The organism is Paenibacillus sp. FSL H3-0321, from assembly GCF_038002865.1.
Classification (GTDB): domain Bacteria; phylum Bacillota; class Bacilli; order Paenibacillales; family Paenibacillaceae; genus Paenibacillus_AQ.
In genome coordinates, this window is record NZ_JBBODH010000001.1 from 4,263,789 (window position 1) to 4,283,036 (window position 19,248).

At 51.1% G+C, this 19,248-nt stretch carries 14 protein-coding genes and 3 rRNA genes; all 17 read left to right on the plus strand.

Annotation, left to right across the window (positions count from 1 at the left end; all coding sequences use genetic code 11):
* Window positions 1-21: 21 nt before the first annotated feature.
* Window positions 22-906 (plus strand): Hsp33 family molecular chaperone HslO, encoded by an 885-nt coding sequence (hslO, locus tag MHI45_RS18970; RefSeq protein ID WP_076113644.1) that lies wholly within the window; start codon window positions 22-24, stop codon window positions 904-906.
* A gap of 8 nt (window positions 907-914) precedes the next feature.
* The gene (locus tag MHI45_RS18975; protein WP_341119294.1) at window positions 915-1,859 is read left to right on the plus strand and encodes a peptidylprolyl isomerase; all 945 of its coding nucleotides are present in this window, start codon (window positions 915-917) and stop codon (window positions 1,857-1,859) included.
* 203 nt (window positions 1,860-2,062) lie between these two features.
* The gene (gene cysK, locus MHI45_RS18980) at window positions 2,063-3,001 is read left to right on the plus strand and encodes a cysteine synthase A (protein ID WP_038584437.1); all 939 of its coding nucleotides are present in this window, start codon (window positions 2,063-2,065) and stop codon (window positions 2,999-3,001) included.
* 332 nt (window positions 3,002-3,333) lie between these two features.
* Complete coding sequence (locus MHI45_RS18985) at window positions 3,334-4,953, plus strand: anthranilate synthase component I family protein (protein WP_445667504.1); 1,620 nt, start codon at window positions 3,334-3,336, stop codon at window positions 4,951-4,953.
* Complete coding sequence (gene pabA / locus MHI45_RS18990) at window positions 4,950-5,531, plus strand: aminodeoxychorismate/anthranilate synthase component II (protein ID WP_038584443.1); 582 nt, start codon at window positions 4,950-4,952, stop codon at window positions 5,529-5,531. Before MHI45_RS18985 ends, pabA begins: the two co-directional genes overlap by 4 nt.
* Window positions 5,528-6,409: an aminotransferase class IV gene (locus tag MHI45_RS18995; protein WP_341119295.1), complete on the plus strand. Its 882-nt coding sequence runs from the start codon at window positions 5,528-5,530 to the stop codon at window positions 6,407-6,409. The genes pabA and MHI45_RS18995 overlap by 4 nt, the downstream gene beginning before the upstream one ends.
* Window positions 6,406-7,263 (plus strand): dihydropteroate synthase, encoded by an 858-nt coding sequence (gene folP, locus MHI45_RS19000; RefSeq protein WP_341119296.1) that lies wholly within the window; start codon window positions 6,406-6,408, stop codon window positions 7,261-7,263. Before MHI45_RS18995 ends, folP begins: the two co-directional genes overlap by 4 nt.
* Before the next feature lie 48 nt (window positions 7,264-7,311).
* Window positions 7,312-7,674: a dihydroneopterin aldolase gene (gene folB / locus MHI45_RS19005; RefSeq protein WP_340895655.1), complete on the plus strand. Its 363-nt coding sequence runs from the start codon at window positions 7,312-7,314 to the stop codon at window positions 7,672-7,674.
* A gap of 10 nt (window positions 7,675-7,684) precedes the next feature.
* A complete protein-coding gene (gene folK / locus MHI45_RS19010; RefSeq protein WP_076113652.1) occupies window positions 7,685-8,236 on the plus strand; it encodes a 2-amino-4-hydroxy-6-hydroxymethyldihydropteridine diphosphokinase in 552 nt (183 codons plus the stop codon).
* Window positions 8,188-8,397, plus strand: a complete 210-nt coding sequence (locus tag MHI45_RS19015; RefSeq protein WP_445667505.1) for a helix-turn-helix domain-containing protein — start codon at window positions 8,188-8,190, stop codon at window positions 8,395-8,397. The genes folK and MHI45_RS19015 overlap by 49 nt, the downstream gene beginning before the upstream one ends.
* Before the next feature lie 46 nt (window positions 8,398-8,443).
* Complete coding sequence (gene dusB / locus MHI45_RS19020; RefSeq protein WP_038584461.1) at window positions 8,444-9,460, plus strand: tRNA dihydrouridine synthase DusB; 1,017 nt, start codon at window positions 8,444-8,446, stop codon at window positions 9,458-9,460.
* A 203-nt stretch (window positions 9,461-9,663) separates the two neighbouring features.
* A complete protein-coding gene (greA, locus tag MHI45_RS19025) occupies window positions 9,664-10,143 on the plus strand; it encodes a transcription elongation factor GreA (RefSeq protein ID WP_038584463.1) in 480 nt (159 codons plus the stop codon).
* A 257-nt stretch (window positions 10,144-10,400) separates the two neighbouring features.
* The gene (gene lysS, locus MHI45_RS19030) at window positions 10,401-11,918 is read left to right on the plus strand and encodes a lysine--tRNA ligase (protein ID WP_156130789.1); all 1,518 of its coding nucleotides are present in this window, start codon (window positions 10,401-10,403) and stop codon (window positions 11,916-11,918) included.
* Between the two features lie 425 nt (window positions 11,919-12,343).
* Window positions 12,344-13,899, plus strand: a 16S ribosomal RNA gene (locus MHI45_RS19035).
* 243 nt (window positions 13,900-14,142) lie between these two features.
* A 23S ribosomal RNA gene (locus MHI45_RS19040) occupies window positions 14,143-17,069 on the plus strand.
* Window positions 17,070-17,147: 78 nt separating this feature from the next.
* A 5S ribosomal RNA gene (gene rrf, locus MHI45_RS19045) occupies window positions 17,148-17,264 on the plus strand.
* Together the 16S, 23S and 5S rRNA genes form the textbook arrangement of a ribosomal RNA operon.
* A 430-nt stretch (window positions 17,265-17,694) precedes the next feature.
* Window positions 17,695-19,152 (plus strand): IMP dehydrogenase, encoded by a 1,458-nt coding sequence (gene guaB, locus MHI45_RS19050; protein ID WP_038584466.1) that lies wholly within the window; start codon window positions 17,695-17,697, stop codon window positions 19,150-19,152.
* The last annotated feature ends 96 nt before the right edge of the window (window positions 19,153-19,248 follow it).

Sequence of the window (19,248 nt, forward strand, 5' to 3'; positions counted from 1 at the left end):
GATAGGAGGAGTATGCACCCGATGGATAACAAAAAGGACCGGCTGGTCCGGGGAACGGCGCTGGATGGCAGAGTCAGAGCTTTTGCTGTGCGCACGACAGCGCTGGTTGATGAATTGCGGCGCAGACATGATACGTATCCAACGGCTACAGCCGCACTGGGCCGTACAGTTACCGCTGCAGCCATGATGGGCGCAATGCTCAAAGGTCAGGAGAAACTCGCCGTGATGGTCAAAGGCAATGGACCGATCGGACAGATTACTGCAGAATCAAATGCTTTTGGAGAGGTACGCGGTTATGTGACCAACCCGCATGTTCATCTGCCGAGCAATAGTCTTGGCAAGCTGGATGTCGCAGGCGCCGTGGGTACGGAAGGGTTTATTGATATCAGTAAGGATTTAGGCATGAAGGAGCCCTACCGGGGAAGTGTGCCGATTATTTCCGGTGAGCTCGGCGATGATTTCACGTATTATTTTGCAGTTTCCGAACAAACACCGGCTGCGGTGGGTCTTGGTGTGCTGGTTGAAACCGATAACTCCGTGCGCGTAGCCGGAGGATTTATTGTACAACTGCTTCCAGGGCTTACGGATGAAGAGATCACTGAGATTGAGCGGGCGGTAGGGTCGCTGCCTTCAGTAACCGCTTTACTGGAGGAGGGGCTGGAACCCGAAGAGATGCTCCGTTATCTTTTACCGGATGCAGTGATTATGGATGAGCTGGATATCAATTTTGTCTGCCAATGCTCGCGTGAACGGGTGGAGCAGACACTGGTCAGCTTGGGTGAGAAAGAGCTGGAACGTTTGATTGAAGAAGATGATCAGGCTGAGGTTGTCTGCCATTTTTGCAACGAAGCCTATGTTTTTAATAAGGATGAATTGCAGGTTATCCTGGATCAAGCGAAATCGTAGGGCTGAGGATGATGACAAGACAGGAGCGCGCGCTGCGCAATGCCGTTATTCTACTGGCTGTCGCGACTTTGATGCTCGGAGGTCTTTTATTCTGGAGTTTGCGGGCGATGTCCATTCTTAAAGGAGAGCCGGCGGACGGCGAGTCCTCGGACATCGCCTCTGCGGGAGGCCAACCGGTAACGGATCAAGCCTGGGTGGATGAACTCAAAAAAAAGTACGGTAATGATGTGCTGCTGGGCATGCTTAATCATATTGTAGTCGACAAAGAGGCCAAGGCTCTTGGTGTTGCTGTGACAGATGAGGAGATTGAGCAGGAATTGAAGCGCAGCATGACCGGTTACGGTTCGGAAGAGCAATACTATACCCAGATGCAGTCGGAGCTGGGGCTTTCCCGTCAGGAAGTGCGTGAAGAAGCGGTGTATCGTCTGACTCTTCAGGCAGTTGCAACTGCAGGCATTACAATTACTGATGCGGAAATTGATAATTATTTAGCGGAGAATTCCGAGCGGTTCACACCGAGGAAAGAAATGCAGCTCTCAATAATTAAAGTGGCCACCTACAGCGAAGCTGAGCGTGTAATGGACCGGCTGGAGCAAGGGGAGGACTTTGCTACACTTGCCAAGGAATTATCCATAGATGAGGAAAGCAGGGGGCGCGGCGGCAGCATCGGAACGGTGGAGGAGGAGGATCCCTTTTGGCCGGAGGATCTGCTGAAGACGGCAGCGCAGCTGGACGAAGGGGATATCGCAGGTCCCCTGCAGACGGGCGATGATTATGCCATTATCCGGCTGGAGAAAATGATTGATCCCAAAAGCCAGGATCAGACGGAAATCCGTGAGCAGGTTCGCCGGGAGCTGGCACTGGAGCAGGCGGCTCCATTACAGCAGGTGGAGAGTGATTTGCGCGCTAAATATGATACAGCGATATATATTGACAACAGCCTGCAAGATTGATAATATGAAATTAAATGGAAAACCTACTGTTTTAGTCGGAAATAGATGGCGGCAGATCATATTGGCCGCGGAACAGCGCTATAACTTGGCGCTGCGGTATTGAATCTCCTGGTGCACACCCGGAATTACAAGCTGAAGACTTATGTATGTCACAAGTTATGCACCCATATATATCATTTATCATTCCAAGGAGGTTTTTACTCATGGCTAAAGTCGTCAACAGTGTAACAGATTTGATCGGAGGCACACCGCTCGTTCGTCTCAATCGTATTGTTCCTGAAGGATCAGCGGAAATTTATTTGAAGCTGGAATACCAAAACCCGGGCTCCAGCGTTAAAGACCGCATTGCCCTCAGTATTGTAGAAGAGGCTGAGAAGGAAGGTCTTCTGAAACCAGGCGGCACGATTGTAGAAGCAACCAGCGGCAATACAGGTATTGGCCTTGCGCTTGTAGCTGCAGCCAAAGGTTATAAGGCTATTATTGTTATGCCGGAAACGATGAGCCTTGAGCGCCGCAATCTGCTGCGTGCTTACGGCGCAGAGCTGGTGCTGACTCCAGGATCGGAAGGTATGAACGGTGCGGTTAAGAAAGCGGAGCAGATCTTAAGCGAGAACCCAAGCTTCTTCCTGGCTGAACAATTCAAGAACAAAGCCAACTTGAAAATCCACCTTGAAACAACCGGCCCGGAAATCGTGGAAGCCATTGAATCCATTGGTGGACCGCTGGATGCTTTCATCGCTGGTGTGGGTACAGGGGGAACTATCTCCGGGGCAGGTGAAGTGTTGAAGGGTCAATATCCTGATGTGAAGATTTATGCGGTAGAACCAGCTGCTTCGCCAATTCTGGCCGGCGGCAAACCGGGACCTCACAAAATTCAGGGGATTGGCGCAAACTTCATTCCTGAAATCCTCAACCAGGACATTTACGATGAGATCATTCACGTAGAGAACGATGAAGCATTTGAAACTGCCCGTCGCGTGGCTAAAGAGGAAGGCGTGTTGTCCGGTATTTCTTCCGGTGCAGCTGTATTCGCGGCTCTTAAAGTAGCTAAGGAACTGGGCGCAGGCAAAAAAGTAGTTGTGATCATCCCAAGTAACGGCGAACGCTACTTGAGCACACCGCTGTATAACTTCGAAGCATAATTGCTGTCAAAGCAAATGACTAAGAGTCCTCGCATCCGCTAAGACAGGGATAACGAAGGCTCTTTTTTGTGCATGATGAAAGATACAATCTTTCCTGTGCTTCCACAGCAGATGAGGCTGGAGTCAGTTGAAACGGGTTTTTTCAGAAAATTCATGGTTCAGGCTTTTCAAAGCAGCACGAAGTACAGTATACTGACAGGCAATAAACTTTAGATTGCTTAATGCTAAGAAGCGCAGGCTTCACAAAACTTAAGCGAATGCTTACGAAGCAAGTTTTGTTACGAAGCAATTTCAAGAAGCGCAGGCTTCACAAAACTTTTAGGAGGATGGCTTTGGAAATCATAACGGCTTGGCAGGATTGGGAGCAGTGGGCACAAGAGGACTGGAGCCTCCTCCCTTTAATCATAAAATCAACGCAGGAAAAGGAGGGCTTGCCCTCTTCCTGGATGAAGGCCTGGCAGCTGGCCTCCCCCTATTCAGTGGTGCTGGAGAGCGGCAAAGGCGGACGATACACATACTTGGGGTTGCAGCCCGTTTCAGTACTAAGAGGAAAAGGCGGGGATGCCGAGGTGCTCAGCTTGTCCCCGGAGGCAGCGGGAACGAATGAACCTGTGCCGCAAGCTGTGGAGCTGCAGGGAGAGCCGCTGAAAGTGCTGCAAAACTGGATGAGCGGCTTCACCTCGCCCAAACTGCAGGTTGCCGGCCTGCCCCCGTTCCGTGGAGGCTGTGCGGGGTTCCTCAGCTATGATGTAGTCCGCTCTCTGGAGCAGCTCCCTGTGCTTGCCCAGGATGACCCCGGGTTTCCGGACTATCTCTTCATGCGGCTGGAAGAGCTGTGGATCTATGATCATCTTGAGAACACGCTCTATTCCATCGTGCACGTGCCGATTGCTGCGGCCAGCTCGTCTGAGCTGGGCGCTCTGAAGTCACTGTATCAAGACGCAACCGTCCGGGCGGAAGGCATGGTGGAACAGTGGCATGGGATCTGCTCTGCTCCCGGCCTGGAGGAAGACCGCGAAGAGGAACGTGGAATTATCGCTGCTGTTGAATCAAGCGCCGACCTGTCCGGTGAATGGCCAGGCATGACCTCTGCTTTCTCGCCCGGGCAATTCCAGCAGGCTGTGCTTGACGTTCAGGAATACATCCGCCAGGGGGATGTATTCCAGGTCAACCTGTCGCTGCGGCAGGAGGCGCAGCTGAATTCCTCGCCGGAGGATGTGTATGAATGGCTGCGCAAGCTCAACCCGTCCCCGTACATGGGGCTGCTGCGCTCGCCCGGTTTCGCGCTCTCCAGCGCTTCGCCGGAGCTGCTGGTCAAGCTGCACGGGGACAAGGTCAGCGCCCGCCCCATTGCCGGTACCCGGCGCAGGGGCCTGACTCCCGCGGAGGATGCCGCCATGGAGGCGGAGCTGCGCGGGAGCGAGAAGGAGATCGCCGAGCATATTATGCTTGTCGATCTGGAGAGAAACGATATCGGCCGGGTCGCGGCCTATGGATCGGTCAGCGTGCCGGAGCTGCTGACCGTGGAGCGATACTCGCATGTCATGCATCTCGTCTCGCAGGTCGAGGGCAGCATCGCCCCCGGCAAGGATGCTTATGATGTCATGGCCGCCTTGTTCCCCGGTGGTACCATTACCGGCGCTCCCAAGGTGCGGACAATGGAAATCATCGAGGAGCTGGAGCCGGTACGGCGTGGTCCATATACTGGATCACTGGGCTGGATTGACTATAACGGCAATATGGAATTAAATATTATTATAAGAACACTGGCAGTGAAGGACGGAGTCGGGTATATTCAGACGGGCGCGGGCATTGTGATTGATTCCGATCCGTACCGCGAATACCGGGAATGCCATAATAAAGCCAAAGCGGTCGTGAAGGCGGTTCTCTGCAGTGAGCATCAGCAGGAATTGCGGACGACCGGCGGCGCCGAAGGGGGAGCAATACAATGATCTTGGTCATCGATAATTATGATTCCTTTACGTACAATCTGGTGCAATACCTGGGTGAGCTGGGGGAAGAAGTGAAAGTATTCCGCAACGATGAAATCAGCATTCAGGAGATAGAGGCGCTGGCTCCGGACCATATTTTGATCTCTCCCGGACCTTGTACGCCGAACGAAGCCGGCATCAGTCTGGAAGTGCTGCAGCATTTCAAGGGGATCATACCGATCTTTGGAGTCTGTCTCGGACATCAGGCTATCGGACAGGCTTTTGGCGGCAATGTTATCCGTGCGGAGCGTCTAATGCATGGCAAAACATCGCCGATTCACCATCACGGCACATCCGTATTTGAAGGACTGGAATCTCCCTTTACCGCAACCCGCTATCATTCCCTGATTGTAGAGCGTGAGAGTCTGCCGGATTGTCTGGAGATTACAGCCGAGACTGCGGAAGGTGAGATTATGGCCCTGCGCCATAAAGAGTACCCGATTGAAGGCGTGCAGTTCCACCCTGAATCGATTATTACGGATCATGGGCACATCATGCTTCGTAACTTCCTGAAACGGAGAGCCGGGGAAACGGCATGAAATATATAGGGCTCAACAATAGCGTAGTTGAGGCTAAAGACGCCGTGGTCTCCACCTTGGATCACGGTTTTTTATACGGTATGGGCTTGTTTGAAACCTTTCGCACCTACAACGGCATCCCCTTCCTGCTGCGCCGTCATTTGGACAGACTGGCTGATGGCTGCAGGCAGCTAGGCATTCCGTTTGAACCGGGTGAAGCGTCCTTGCAGGACTGGATCACACGGGTGATGGACAAAAACGAACTGAAGGATGCCTATATACGGTACACAGTTACAGCCGGGGAAGACATTCTTGGTCTTCCGGCTGGTGACTATAGCCGCCCGAATCATTTGCTTTATATCAAAGAATTGCCGCGCCAGCCAGCCGCTCTCTACAGTGAAGGCAAAGGGCTGCAACTGCTGCAGCTGCGGCGTAATACCCCCGAAGGACCAGTGCGGCTGAAGTCACTCCACTATATGAATAATATACTGGCCAAGCGGGAGCTTGCCGGATATGCCTCTGCGGCTGGCGGCACGGAAGGGCTTATGCTGACTGCAGAAGGGAACATTGCTGAGGGAATTGTGAGCAATATTTTTTTCATCAGCAATAAGGTGCTGCACACGCCTGACCTGGCCACAGGCATCCTTCCGGGAATTACCCGGGAAATGGTCCTGAAGCTGGCTCCTGCCGCCGGACTCCGCGTGGAAGAGGGATTGTACCGCTGGGAACAGCTTCAGGCTGCCGATGAGGTGTTTCTCACCAATTCGGTGCAGGAGATTGTCCCGGTTACCACACTGTGGCACGGTGATGAGGCGCTGACTGTAGGCACAGGACGCTGCGGGGCACACACGGCGCAATTGATTACTTTATACAGGGAAAGGACGGGAGAGCCAGTATGAGACCCGTAATCTATAAGCGGACCTACCGCTGGAACAACAGCGAGCTGGTCCTTGGTGACCGAACGTTAATTATGGGCATTTTAAATGTAACCCCGGATTCCTTCTCTGATGGCGGACTATGGAATGAACCGGATCAAGCGGTAAAGCATGCGCTGCAAATGGCTGCTGAAGGTGCCGATATTATCGATATAGGCGGAGAGTCAACCCGTCCCGGCCATCAACCAGTAAACTTGGAAGAGGAGCTGGCCCGTGTACTGCCTGTTATTGAGAGTATCCACCGCGCTGCACCTCAGTTGATATTATCCATAGATACCTATAAGGCGGAGGTGGCACGTCAGGCGATTCGGGCAGGGGCGCATATCATCAACGACATTTGGGGGTGCAAAGCCGATCCTGATATGGCAGCTGTGGCTGCTGAGGTGGACTGTCCGATTATTTTGATGCATAACCGCCACGACCGGAATTATCAGAATTTGGCCACGGATATGGCGGCTGACCTCAATGGCAGCATCAACCTGGCGCTCGAAGCCGGGGTGAAGCCGCATAATATCATCCTTGATCCAGGCATTGGCTTTGCCAAGGATTATGCGGAGAATTTGCAGGCGATGATGGTACTGGATGAACTGGCGATGCTGGGTTATCCCATGCTGCTTGCCACTTCCCGCAAAAAATTCATCCGTACCGTGCTGGACCTCCCGTCTGATGATGTGATGGAGGGGACCGCTGCTACCGTTGCATTCGGCATTGCCCAAGGCTGCCAGATTGTGCGGGTGCATGATGTGGCCACGATGAAACGTACCGTACTTATGTGTGATGCGATGCTCTATGCCGCCTCTCCGCGGGTGCATGAATAGATGGCTATTGCTGAACGAACTATTTTGTATTAGAAAGCAGGTATCAGGATGGATAAAATGAAGCTGCACCGCATGGAGTATTATGGATATCATGGTGTGTTTGAAGAGGAACGCAAGCTTGGACAACGTTACTATATTGACCTTGAGCTGGAGCTTGATCTGCGGGGGGCTGGCCTTCAGGATGATCTGGACCAAACCGTAAATTACGCCGAAGTGCATGTGCTCGTCAAAAAAATTGTCGAAACAAAGTCCTTTAAGCTGATTGAAGCTTTGGCGGAACATATTGCATCCTCAGTACTGGACACTTATACTATTATCAATGCAGTAACGGTCAAAGTAACCAAGCCGCATCCGCCGTTCGACATTCATTTTCAGGGAGTGACTGTAGAACTGCATAGAACGAGAAAGTGAGACAGGGCCCATGACTATACACTCCACCTCTGAGGTATCAGAGGCTTATATTGCTTTAGGGGCCAATTTGGGTGACCGCGAAGGCACCTTGAAGGAAGCTTTGAACAGGCTGGATCATTATGATGGGATCGAAGTTGTACGCTGCTCCAATGTATATGAGACAGAGCCTGTCGGCTATCTCGACCAGCCGCAGTTTTTGAACATGGCAGCCGCCCTCCGCACCACGCTTGCGCCGGAGAACTTGCTTCATGTGATGCTCGACATTGAAGCACAGCTAGGCCGGGTTCGTGATATCCGTTATGGCCCGAGAACAGTGGATCTTGATTTATTGTGGGTAGAAGGACAGAGCTATGATACGGCAGATTTAACGCTTCCGCATCCCCGGATGCTGGAACGGGCGTTTGTGCTGGTTCCGCTCAGTGACATTGTACTGCCGGATGAGGATTCTTCCGGACTCCGGGGGATCATTACAGCAGCGCTGCAGGATATAGACGGAAAGGAAGGAATGCGCTTGTGGACATCAAACGTATGGGAACGCGGGTCAGAGCATTCCGAAAGCTGAAAGGATACACCCAGCAAGAGTTGGCGGATTCTGTCGGAATTTCACTGGCTGTGCTAGGCGCAGTCGAGAGGGGAAACCGGCATTTGGAAGATAAAATTTTAAATAAAATTGCGGGTGTTCTTGAGGTTTCAGTCGAGGAGCTGGCCAATCCCTCTACTTAGGAAGACGTCCATTCATTAAAAATAGAATTAAAGGAAGTGAAGAAATGTGCTGAAAATTGGCGGCATTGAGATGAAGAATCAGGTCGTTCTGGCCCCTATGGCCGGTGTATGTAATCCGGCGTTCCGGCTGATTGCAAAAGAATTCGGCACCGGCTTGGTATGTGCGGAAATGGTCAGTGACAAAGCTATTCTGCACGGCAATTCGCGTACGCGTGAGATGCTGTTCGTGGATGAACGGGAGAAGCCGCTTAGCCTGCAGATTTTTGGCGGAGACCGTAAGTCGCTCGTTGAGGCGGCCAAAGTTGTGGATAAGGAGACCAATGCCGATATTATCGACATTAATATGGGGTGTCCCGTACCGAAAGTAACAAAATGTGATGCCGGGGCCCGCTGGCTGCTGAATCCGGACAAAATCTACGAGATGGTCTCGGCGGTTGTAGAAGCCGTTGACAAGCCGGTTACCGTGAAAATGCGGATCGGCTGGGACAGCGAGCATATCTTTGTAGAAGAGAATGCTCGCGCAGTGGAACGTGCCGGAGGCCAGGCTGTCAGTGTGCATGGACGTACCCGTGAGCAGCTCTACACCGGCCATGCCGACTGGAAGTATATTAAAATGGCTAAAGAGGCTGTTTCGATTCCTGTCATCGGCAACGGCGACGTTAACACACCTGAGGATGCCCGGGCGATGCTGGATCAGACCGGCTGCGACGGGGTGATGATTGGACGCGGCGCGCTGGGCAATCCATGGATGCTTTACCGGACCATTCAATATTTGAGCACAGGTGAGCTGACGCCTGAACCCGGAGCGGAAGAGAAGATCAAAGTGGCGATTCTTCATATGGACCGTTTGGTGGCCCTTAAAGGCGAGGCGGTAGCAGTTCGTGAAATGCGCAAGCATCTAGCCTGGTATTTAAAAGGTCTTAAGGCTGCTGCCCGCGTAAAGGATGTCATTATGGAAGAAACCAAACGCGATGAAATGGTGCGGATCTTGAATGATTTTGTCGTACAGCTTAAAGATGAAGAAGAACAAGAGGACCGTAATCCGTCTCTCTCGGCAGTTTAATCACCGTCTCCACTGGCTTTAAGAGATAACACCGGAACATTATATGGGGCGTCATTGACATTTTGTAGCGGTTCCAATATAATTTCACAGTATAAAATCGCCGTTACAGCAAGGGCAATGCAGCATGGAGGGTTCTTATCCCTCTGGATTCGCATATAGTATGGTGTTTTCAATAAATGTATACGACAGGAGAATCGGTTGAGATGAGCGATAAAGAAGTCATCCTTACGCCGGACGGACTTAAGCGTCTGGAAGAAGAACTGGAGACCCTCAAATCCGTGAAACGCCGCGAAGTGGCCGAACGGATTAAAGTGGCGATTGGCTACGGAGATATCAGCGAGAACTCCGAATATGAGGACGCGAAGAATGAACAGGCCTTTATCGAAGGGCGTATTATCACTTTGGAAAAAATGCTCCGCAACGCGCGCATCATCAATAGCGATGAGATCGTTACCGATGTGGTAAGTATCGGGGTTACTGTAAGCGTTGAAGATATGGAATATGGCGATGTGATGGAATACACAATCGTTGGTACAGCCGAATCCGATCCGCTTAACAATAAAATCTCCAATGAAAGCCCGGTAGGCAGAGCTATTATCGGTAAGAAAATCGGCACTGTTGTAGATGTTAGTGTACCTGCAGGAGTCATTCAATATAAAATTCTTGATATCCGAATGAAGTAATCTACAGGCGCTTTGCGCCTGTGAATAGACATGCTGCCCTCGCACAGAGAACTGCACTGCACTGGCAGAAGAAGGAACAGGGCCCGGAAAGCTTCCTTAGGGAAGCTTTTTTCTAAATAAAGAAGAGATACCGCCCGAAAAATATGGCTGAACACATATAGCTTATATTTTGTACTGGAACGGACTGCCCTCAATTATGAGGGTGGAGCCGTTTCTTCTTGTGTATATGACATGAGGCATTAGAGAGGATGAGGAACATGACTGAGGAAATGAATACCGTGGAAACCACGGAAAAAGAGCTTAGTGAGCTGTTGCAGATTCGCCGTGCTAAATTGGACGAGCTGCGGGCACTGGGAATTGACCCGTTTGGCAAAAAATATGACCGCACAGCAGGTGCCGGGGACCTTCTGGCTAAGTATGACGGACAAACAAAAGAGGAATTGGACGAGCTGGCTCTGGAAGTCAGCATTGCCGGTCGGATTATGGCTAAACGTGTCATGGGTAAGGCGAGTTTTGCCCACATCCAGGATCTTAGCGGCAAAATCCAAATTTATGTGCGTCAGGACAGCATCCCTGAGGCGCAATACGCAGCCTTTAATGTTCTCGATTTGGGCGATATTATCGGAGTGCGCGGTATCGTATTTAAAACAAAAACTGGCGAAACCTCTATTAAAGTGTCCAATCTTGAGGTTTTGTCCAAATCTCTGCTGCCGCTGCCTGAGAAGTACCATGGCCTGAAGGATGTTGAGCTGCGCTACCGCCAGCGTTATGTAGATCTGATCATTAACCCTGAAGTACAGCAGACCTTTATTGCCCGTTCACGGATCATCCAGTCGATGCGCCGTTACCTGGATTCCCTTGGCTACCTTGAGGTTGAAACCCCAACACTTCATGCGATTGCCGGCGGAGCCGCTGCACGTCCGTTCATCACATACCACAATACGCTGGATATGCAGCTGTATATGCGGATTGCGATTGAACTGCATCTGAAACGTCTGATTGTCGGCGGACTCGAAAAAGTTTATGAAATCGGCCGTGTATACCGCAATGAGGGCATATCGACGCGTCATAATCCGGAGTTCACCATGATTGAGCTGTATGAGGCTTATGCCGACTACAAGGATATTATGCATTTGACCGAGAGCATGATTGCTCATATCGCCCAAGAGGTTCTTGGCAGCCAGAAGATCAACTATCAAGGCCAGGAAGTAGACCTCTCGCCAGGATGGCGCCGTGTGACCATGGTTGATGCCGTCAAAGAAGTGACGGGTGTCGATTTTGGTGTTCAGATGACGGATGAAGAAGCACAACGTTTGGCCAAGGAGCACCGTGTACCGGTTGAAAAGCATATGACCTTCGGCCATATCCTGAATGCCTTCTTTGAGCAGTTTGTTGAGGAAACATTGATTCAGCCTACATTTGTAATGGGTCACCCGGTTGAAATCTCGCCGCTGGCCAAAAAGAACGATCAAGACCCGCGGTTTACCGACCGCTTTGAGCTGTTTATCGTCGCACGCGAGCACGCGAATGCCTTTAGTGAGCTGAACGACCCGATTGACCAGCGTCAGCGCTTTGAAGCGCAGATTCAGGAGAAGGAGCAGGGCAATGATGAAGCCCATGAGATGGACGATGACTTTATCCGTGCTCTGGAATATGGTATGCCTCCTACAGGCGGACTGGGAATCGGTGTAGACCGTCTGATCATGCTGCTGACCAATGCTGCCTCAATTCGTGATGTTCTGTTGTTCCCGCATATGCGTAACAAGACTGAATAATTTCAATTGTTCTATTTCACAGAGCCAAGGGGCGCTGTATTATACAGCAGTTCCTTGGCTCTGTGGGTTTAGAATGATGGCTTAGAAGTGGTGTAACGGATTACGGGGTATGCGGGAAGCGGTGTATCCAACCTAATTTAAAATAATGCTTGCAATGCAGAACCATACATGATATATTCTATTTCTGGCCGCGAAACATCAACGCCGGGCTCGAAAAAGAAGTTAAAAAAGAGCTTGCATTGATCGGCTGGATGTGATATATTATAAGAGTTGCTGGTGACGAGATAATCGACACTGACAACGAGCTTGATCTTTGAAAACTGAACAACGAGTGAGTATGGAAATCACGCAAGTGAGATCCAAAATTAGAGAATGTAAATTCTCGTCAGATGTTTCAAATTGAGCAATCGCTCTTTCTAAATACCAATTTGGAGAGTTTGATCCTGGCTCAGGACGAACGCTGGCGGCGTGCCTAATACATGCAAGTCGAGCGGAGTTATGAAGGAGCTTGCTCCGGATTAACTTAGCGGCGGACGGGTGAGTAACACGTAGGCAACCTACCTCTTTGACTGGGATAACTACCGGAAACGGTAGCTAATACCGGATAATTCCTTTGTTCACATGGACGGAGGATGAAAGGCGGAGCAATCTGCTACAAGGAGATGGGCCTGCGGCGCATTAGCTAGTTGGTGGGGTAACGGCTCACCAAGGCGACGATGCGTAGCCGACCTGAGAGGGTGAACGGCCACACTGGGACTGAGACACGGCCCAGACTCCTACGGGAGGCAGCAGTAGGGAATCTTCCGCAATGGGCGAAAGCCTGACGGAGCAACGCCGCGTGAGTGATGAAGGTTTTCGGATCGTAAAGCTCTGTTGCCAGGGAAGAACGTCCGGTAGAGTAACTGCTACCGGAGTGACGGTACCTGAGAAGAAAGCCCCGGCTAACTACGTGCCAGCAGCCGCGGTAATACGTAGGGGGCAAGCGTTGTCCGGAATTATTGGGCGTAAAGCGCGCGCAGGCGGCTATTTAAGTCTGGTGTTTAAACCTTGGGCTCAACCTGAGGTCGCACTGGAAACTGGGTGGCTTGAGTACAGAAGAGGAAAGTGGAATTCCACGTGTAGCGGTGAAATGCGTAGATATGTGGAGGAACACCAGTGGCGAAGGCGACTTTCTGGGCTGTAACTGACGCTGAGGCGCGAAAGCGTGGGGAGCAAACAGGATTAGATACCCTGGTAGTCCACGCCGTAAACGATGAGTGCTAGGTGTTAGGGGTTTCGATACCCTTGGTGCCGAAGTTAACACAGTAAGCACTCCGCCTGGGGAGTACGGTCGCAAGACTGAAACTCAAAGGAATTGACGGGGACCCGCACAAGCAGTGGAGTATGTGGTTTAATTCGAAGCAACGCGAAGAACCTTACCAGGTCTTGACATCCCTCTGAATCCACTAGAGATAGTGGCGGCCTTCGGGACAGAGGAGACAGGTGGTGCATGGTTGTCGTCAGCTCGTGTCGTGAGATGTTGGGTTAAGTCCCGCAACGAGCGCAACCCTTGACTTTAGTTGCCAGCAGGTAGTGCTGGGCACTCTAGAGTGACTGCCGGTGACAAACCGGAGGAAGGTGGGGATGACGTCAAATCATCATGCCCCTTATGACCTGGGCTACACACGTACTACAATGGCCGGTACAACGGGAAGCGAAGCCGCGAGGTGGAGCCAATCCCAGCAAAGCCGGTCTCAGTTCGGATTGCAGGCTGCAACTCGCCTGCATGAAGTCGGAATTGCTAGTAATCGCGGATCAGCATGCCGCGGTGAATACGTTCCCGGGTCTTGTACACACCGCCCGTCACACCACGAGAGTTTACAACACCCGAAGTCGGTGGGGTAACCCGCAAGGGAGCCAGCCGCCGAAGGTGGGGTAGATGATTGGGGTGAAGTCGTAACAAGGTAGCCGTATCGGAAGGTGCGGCTGGATCACCTCCTTTCTATGGAGAATCGTTTCCTGCAACGGAAACATTCAAATCGGAAGCTTAGCTTCCAAAACTCAGGTTTAGGCCTGTTACTCACTCGTTGGTCAGTTTTGAGAGTTTAAGCTCTCAGTAATACTTTGATCCTTGAAAACTGGATACCGAAACGAATTTGCGTTTTAGAACATCTTTTAGCTGAAACTTGTGTGAACAAGTTTTAATTATAGCGATGCTAGCGATTTTCCTAACGGAAAACGCATTGGTTAAGCTAATAAGAGCACACGGAGGATGCCTAGGCGCCAGGAGCCGACGAAGGACGTGGCGAACAACGAAACTGCCTCGGGGAGCTGTAAGCAAGCTTTGATCCGGGGGTGTCCGAATGGGGAAACCCAGCTGTGGTAATTCGCAGTTACTTCTCTCTGAATACATAGGGGAGATAGAGGCAGACCAGGGGAACTGAAACATCTAAGTACCCTGAGGAAGAGAAAACAATAGTGATTCCGTCAGTAGCGGCGAGCGAACGCGGAACAGCCTAAACCAAGGGGCTTGCCTCTTGGGGTTGTGGGACGTCTCACATGGAGTTACAAAGGAATATGGTAGGCGAAGAGGTCTGGAAAGGCCCGCGATAGAGGTAAAAGCCCTGTAGCCTAAACTGTGTTCTCTCCGAGACGGATCCCGAGTAGTGCGGGGCACGTGAAACCCCGTATGAATCCAGCAGGACCATCTGCTAAGGCTAAATACTACCTGGCGACCGATAGTGAAACAGTACCGTGAGGGAAAGGTGAAAAGCACCCCGGAAGGGGAGTGAAATAGAACCTGAAACCGTGTGCTTACAAAAAGTCAGAGCCCGATCTATGGGTGATGGCGTGCCTTTTGTAGAATGAACCGGCGAGTTACGTTTAACATGCAAGGTTAAGGTGAGAAGCCGGAGCCGCAGCGAAAGCGAGTCTGAATAGGGCGACTAAGTATGTGGACGTAGACCCGAAACCGTGTGATCTACCCCTGTCCAGGGTGAAGGTGCGGTAACACGCACTGGAGGCCCGAACCCACGTATGTTGAAAAATGCGGGGATGAGGTGGGGGTAGCGGAGAAATTCCAATCGAACTCGGAGATAGCTGGTTCTCCCCGAAATAGCTTTAGGGCTAGCCTCGGTGAATGGAGTGGTGGAGGTAGAGCACTGATTGGGTGCGGGGCCCGCAAGGGTTACCAAGCTCAGTCAAACTCCGAATGCCATTAACTTCTTGCCGGGAGTCAGACAGTGAGTGCTAAGATCCATTGTCAAAAGGGAAACAGCCCAGACCATCAGCTAAGGTCCCCAAGTGTGTGTTAAGTGGGAAAGGATGTGGAGTTGCACAGACAACCAGGATGTTGGCTTAGAAGCAGCCACCATTGAAAGAGTGCGTAATAGCTCACTGGTCGAGTGACTCTGCGCCGAAAATGTAACGGGGCTAAACACACCACCGAAGCTATGGCTAGATACTATGTATCTGGGGTAGGGGAGCGTTGTATGCAGGTTGAAGGTGTACCGTAAGGAGCGCTGGACAGCATACAAGTGAGAATGCCGGTATGAGTAACGAAAAGATCAGTGAGAATCTGATCCGCCGAAAGCCCAAGGTTTCCTGAGGAAGGCTCGTCCGCTCAGGGTAAGTCGGGACCTAAGGCGAGGCCGAAAGGCGTAGTCGAAGGACAACAGTTTGAAATTACTGTACCACCGTAATCCGCTATGAGCGATGGGGTGACGCAGGAGGGTAGTGACGCGGACTGATGGATGTCCGTCTAAGCAGTGAGGCTGGTGTGTAGGCAAATCCGCACATCATTAAGGCTGGGCTGTGATGGGGAGCGAAAATTATAGTAGCGAAGGTCATGATCTCACACTGCCAAGAAAAGCCTCTAGTCAGGAGAAGGTGCCCGTACCGCAAACCGACACAGGTAGGCGAGAAGAGAATTCTAAGGCGCGCGGAAGAACTCTCGTTAAGGAACTCGGCAAAATGACCCCGTAACTTCGGGAGAAGGGGTGCCTCGGTAGGGTGAATAGCCCGAGGGGGCCGCAGTGAAAAGGCCCAAGCGACTGTTTAGCAAAAACACAGGTCTGTGCGAAGCCGCAAGGCGAAGTATACGGGCTGACGCCTGCCCGGTGCTGGAAGGTTAAGGGGAGCGGTTAGGAGCAATCCGAAGCTGTGAACCGAAGCCCCAGTAAACGGCGGCCGTAACTATAACGGTCCTAAGGTAGCGAAATTCCTTGTCAGGTAAATTCTGACCCGCACGAATGGCGTAACGACTTGGGCGCTGTCTCAACGAGAGATCCGGTGAAATTTTAATACCTGTGAAGATGCAGGTTACCCGCGACAAGACGGAAAGACCCCATGGAGCTTTACTGCAGCTTGATATTGAATTTGGGTACGATCTGTACAGGATAGGTGGGAGCCGTAGAGGCAGGAGCGCAAGCTTCTGCGGAGGCGCCGTTGGGATACCACCCTGATCGTATCTAGGTTCTAACCTGGTACCCTAATCGGGTACGGGGACCGTGTCAGGCGGGCAGTTTGACTGGGGCGGTCGCCTCCTAAAGAGTAACGGAGGCGTTCAAAGGTTCCCTCAGAATGGTTGGAAATCATTCGAAGAGTGCAAAGGCATAAGGGAGCTTGACTGCGAGACCAACAAGTCGAGCAGGGACGAAAGTCGGACTTAGTGATCCGGTGGTACCGCATGGAAGGGCCATCGCTCAACGGATAAAAGCTACCCTGGGGATAACAGGCTTATCTCCCCCAAGAGTCCACATCGACGGGGAGGTTTGGCACCTCGATGTCGGCTCATCGCATCCTGGGGCTGAAGTAGGTCCCAAGGGTTGGGCTGTTCGCCCATTAAAGCGGTACGCGAGCTGGGTTCAGAACGTCGTGAGACAGTTCGGTCCCTATCTGTCGTGGGCGCAGGAAATTTGAGAGGAGCTGTCCTTAGTACGAGAGGACCGGGATGGACGTACCGCTGGTGCATCAGTTGTTCCGCCAGGAGCATGGCTGAGTAGCTACGTACGGACGGGATAAGCGCTGAAAGCATCTAAGCGTGAAGCCCCCCTCAAGATGAGATTTCCCAATTAGTAAGACCCCTTGAAGACGACGAGGTAGATAGGTTGGAGGTGGAAGTGCAGCAATGCATGGAGCTGACCAATACTAATCGGTCGAGGGCTTATCCAACTAGTTAAGACGCAGATTTGTTTCGGATTCAGTTTTCAGGAATTAAGGTTCCTGAAGCATTTACGCTGTAAATGCCTGTTTGGTGGCGATAGCGGAGGGGTTCCACGCGTACCCATCCCGAACACGACCGTTAAGCCCTCCAGCGCCGATGGTACTTGGACCGAAGGGTCCTGGGAGAGTAGGACGCCGCCAAGCACACAAAGCCATTGTTGAGTTTCTCAACAGTGGCTTTTTTGTTGGGTTAAAGTGCAAATGGTGGTAGTTAAAGCAATATATAGGCTAATTCCACACCCTGAAACTACGAATGTACATATACAATAAATGGGTTATTACAGTAATAATGTCCACTGGATACGGACTTTCGTCCAAGAATTCGCTTACCCGGTGACCGTTTTCCGATTCCCTCCTCCGATGATGTAATATTCTTGACAGGCCAAAAACCCTTTGCTAAGATGGCAATAATATATTTTTGGACAAGCATCTCAAACGTTAATTGAAGATACGGATATGTATAACTTCGCTGTTTAGTTCGGTGTCTATCGGATATGGACTTCAAACCGGAGTTTCTTCATTTATAAAGTTTGTGGGCGGTTAGAATAAAGATAATCGAGGAGGAATGACCCAGGTGTGGGAAGATAAGTTTGGTAAAGAAGGTTTGACGTTTGACGATGTGCTGTTGGTGCCGCGCAAATCCGAGGTACTGCCGAAGGAAGTGGATCTGGCCACGGTACTGAGCAAAAATGTGAAGCTGAATATCCCTCTGATGAGTGCAGGCATGGATACAGTCACAGAAGCAGCTATGGCGATTGCAATTGCCCGCGAGGGAGGCATTGGCATTATTCATAAGAATATGTCAGTGGAGCAGCAGGCTGAAGAAGTAGACCGCGTAAAGCGCTCCGAGAGCGGTGTTATTACTAATCCCTTTTCTCTAACGCCAGAACACTGGGTTTCCGACGCTGAAGTCCTGATGGGTAAATACCGTATTTCCGGAGTACCTATCGTTGATGAAAGCAACAAGCTGGTTGGGATTCTGACCAATAGAGATTTACGTTTCATTCATGATTTTAATATTCAAATTAAAGAAGTGATGACCCATGAGAACTTGGTCACTGCTGCGGTTGGCACTACTCTCCAGGAAGCAGAAGGTATCCTTCAACGCCATAAGATCGAGAAACTGCCGCTTGTAGATGAGAACAACATTCTTAAAGGTCTGATCACGATTAAAGATATAGAAAAAGCAATTCAATTCCCGAACGGAGCAAAAGATGCTCACGGCCGTCTGCTGGTGGGTGCGGCAATTGGTATTTCCAAAGATACTTTTGAACGTACAGAGGCGTTGGTGAAAGCCGGTGTGGATCTGATTACGGTAGATTCCGCACACGGGCATCATATTAATATTATTGATGCTGTCCGCAAATTGCGTGAACTGTACCCGGATCTTACGATTGTTGCCGGTAACGTGGCAACCGGAGACGCAACCCGTGAATTGATTGAAGCTGGCGCTTCTGTAGTCAAAGTGGGTATTGGACCGGGATCAATTTGTACCACACGCGTAATTGCCGGTATCGGTGTTCCGCAAATTACGGCCATTTACGACTGTGCAACGGTTGCCCGTGAGTACGGCATTCCGATTATTGCTGATGGGGGTATCAAATATTCCGGTGAGGTTACCAAAGCGATTGCTGCGGGGGCATCTGCCGTTATGATGGGAAGCCTGTTCGCCGGAACAGAAGAGAGCCCGGGCGAATCTGAGATTTATCAAGGACGTAAATTCAAGGTATACCGCGGCATGGGCAGTATGAGCGCCATGAAGCAGGGCAGTAAAGACCGATACTTCCAGGATGATGACAAGAAGCTTGTTCCAGAAGGTATTGAAGGTAGAGTCGCTTTCAAAGGTTCGCTCTCTGATACGGTTCATCAGCTGATCGGCGGGCTTCGTTCTGGCATGGGGTATTGTGGAACGAAGACACTGGAGGAACTGCGCAATGATACATCTTTCATCCGGATTACAGGAGCCGGATTGCGCGAAAGTCACCCTCATGATGTACAAATCACCAAGGAAGCTCCCAACTATTCCCTATAATTAGGCGGTTTCGATAAATTACGGACAGACAGGACTAAATTCGTCCTGTCTGTCTTTTTTTGCAGGTACCCCTGTGTTAGAATAGAACAAGCAATG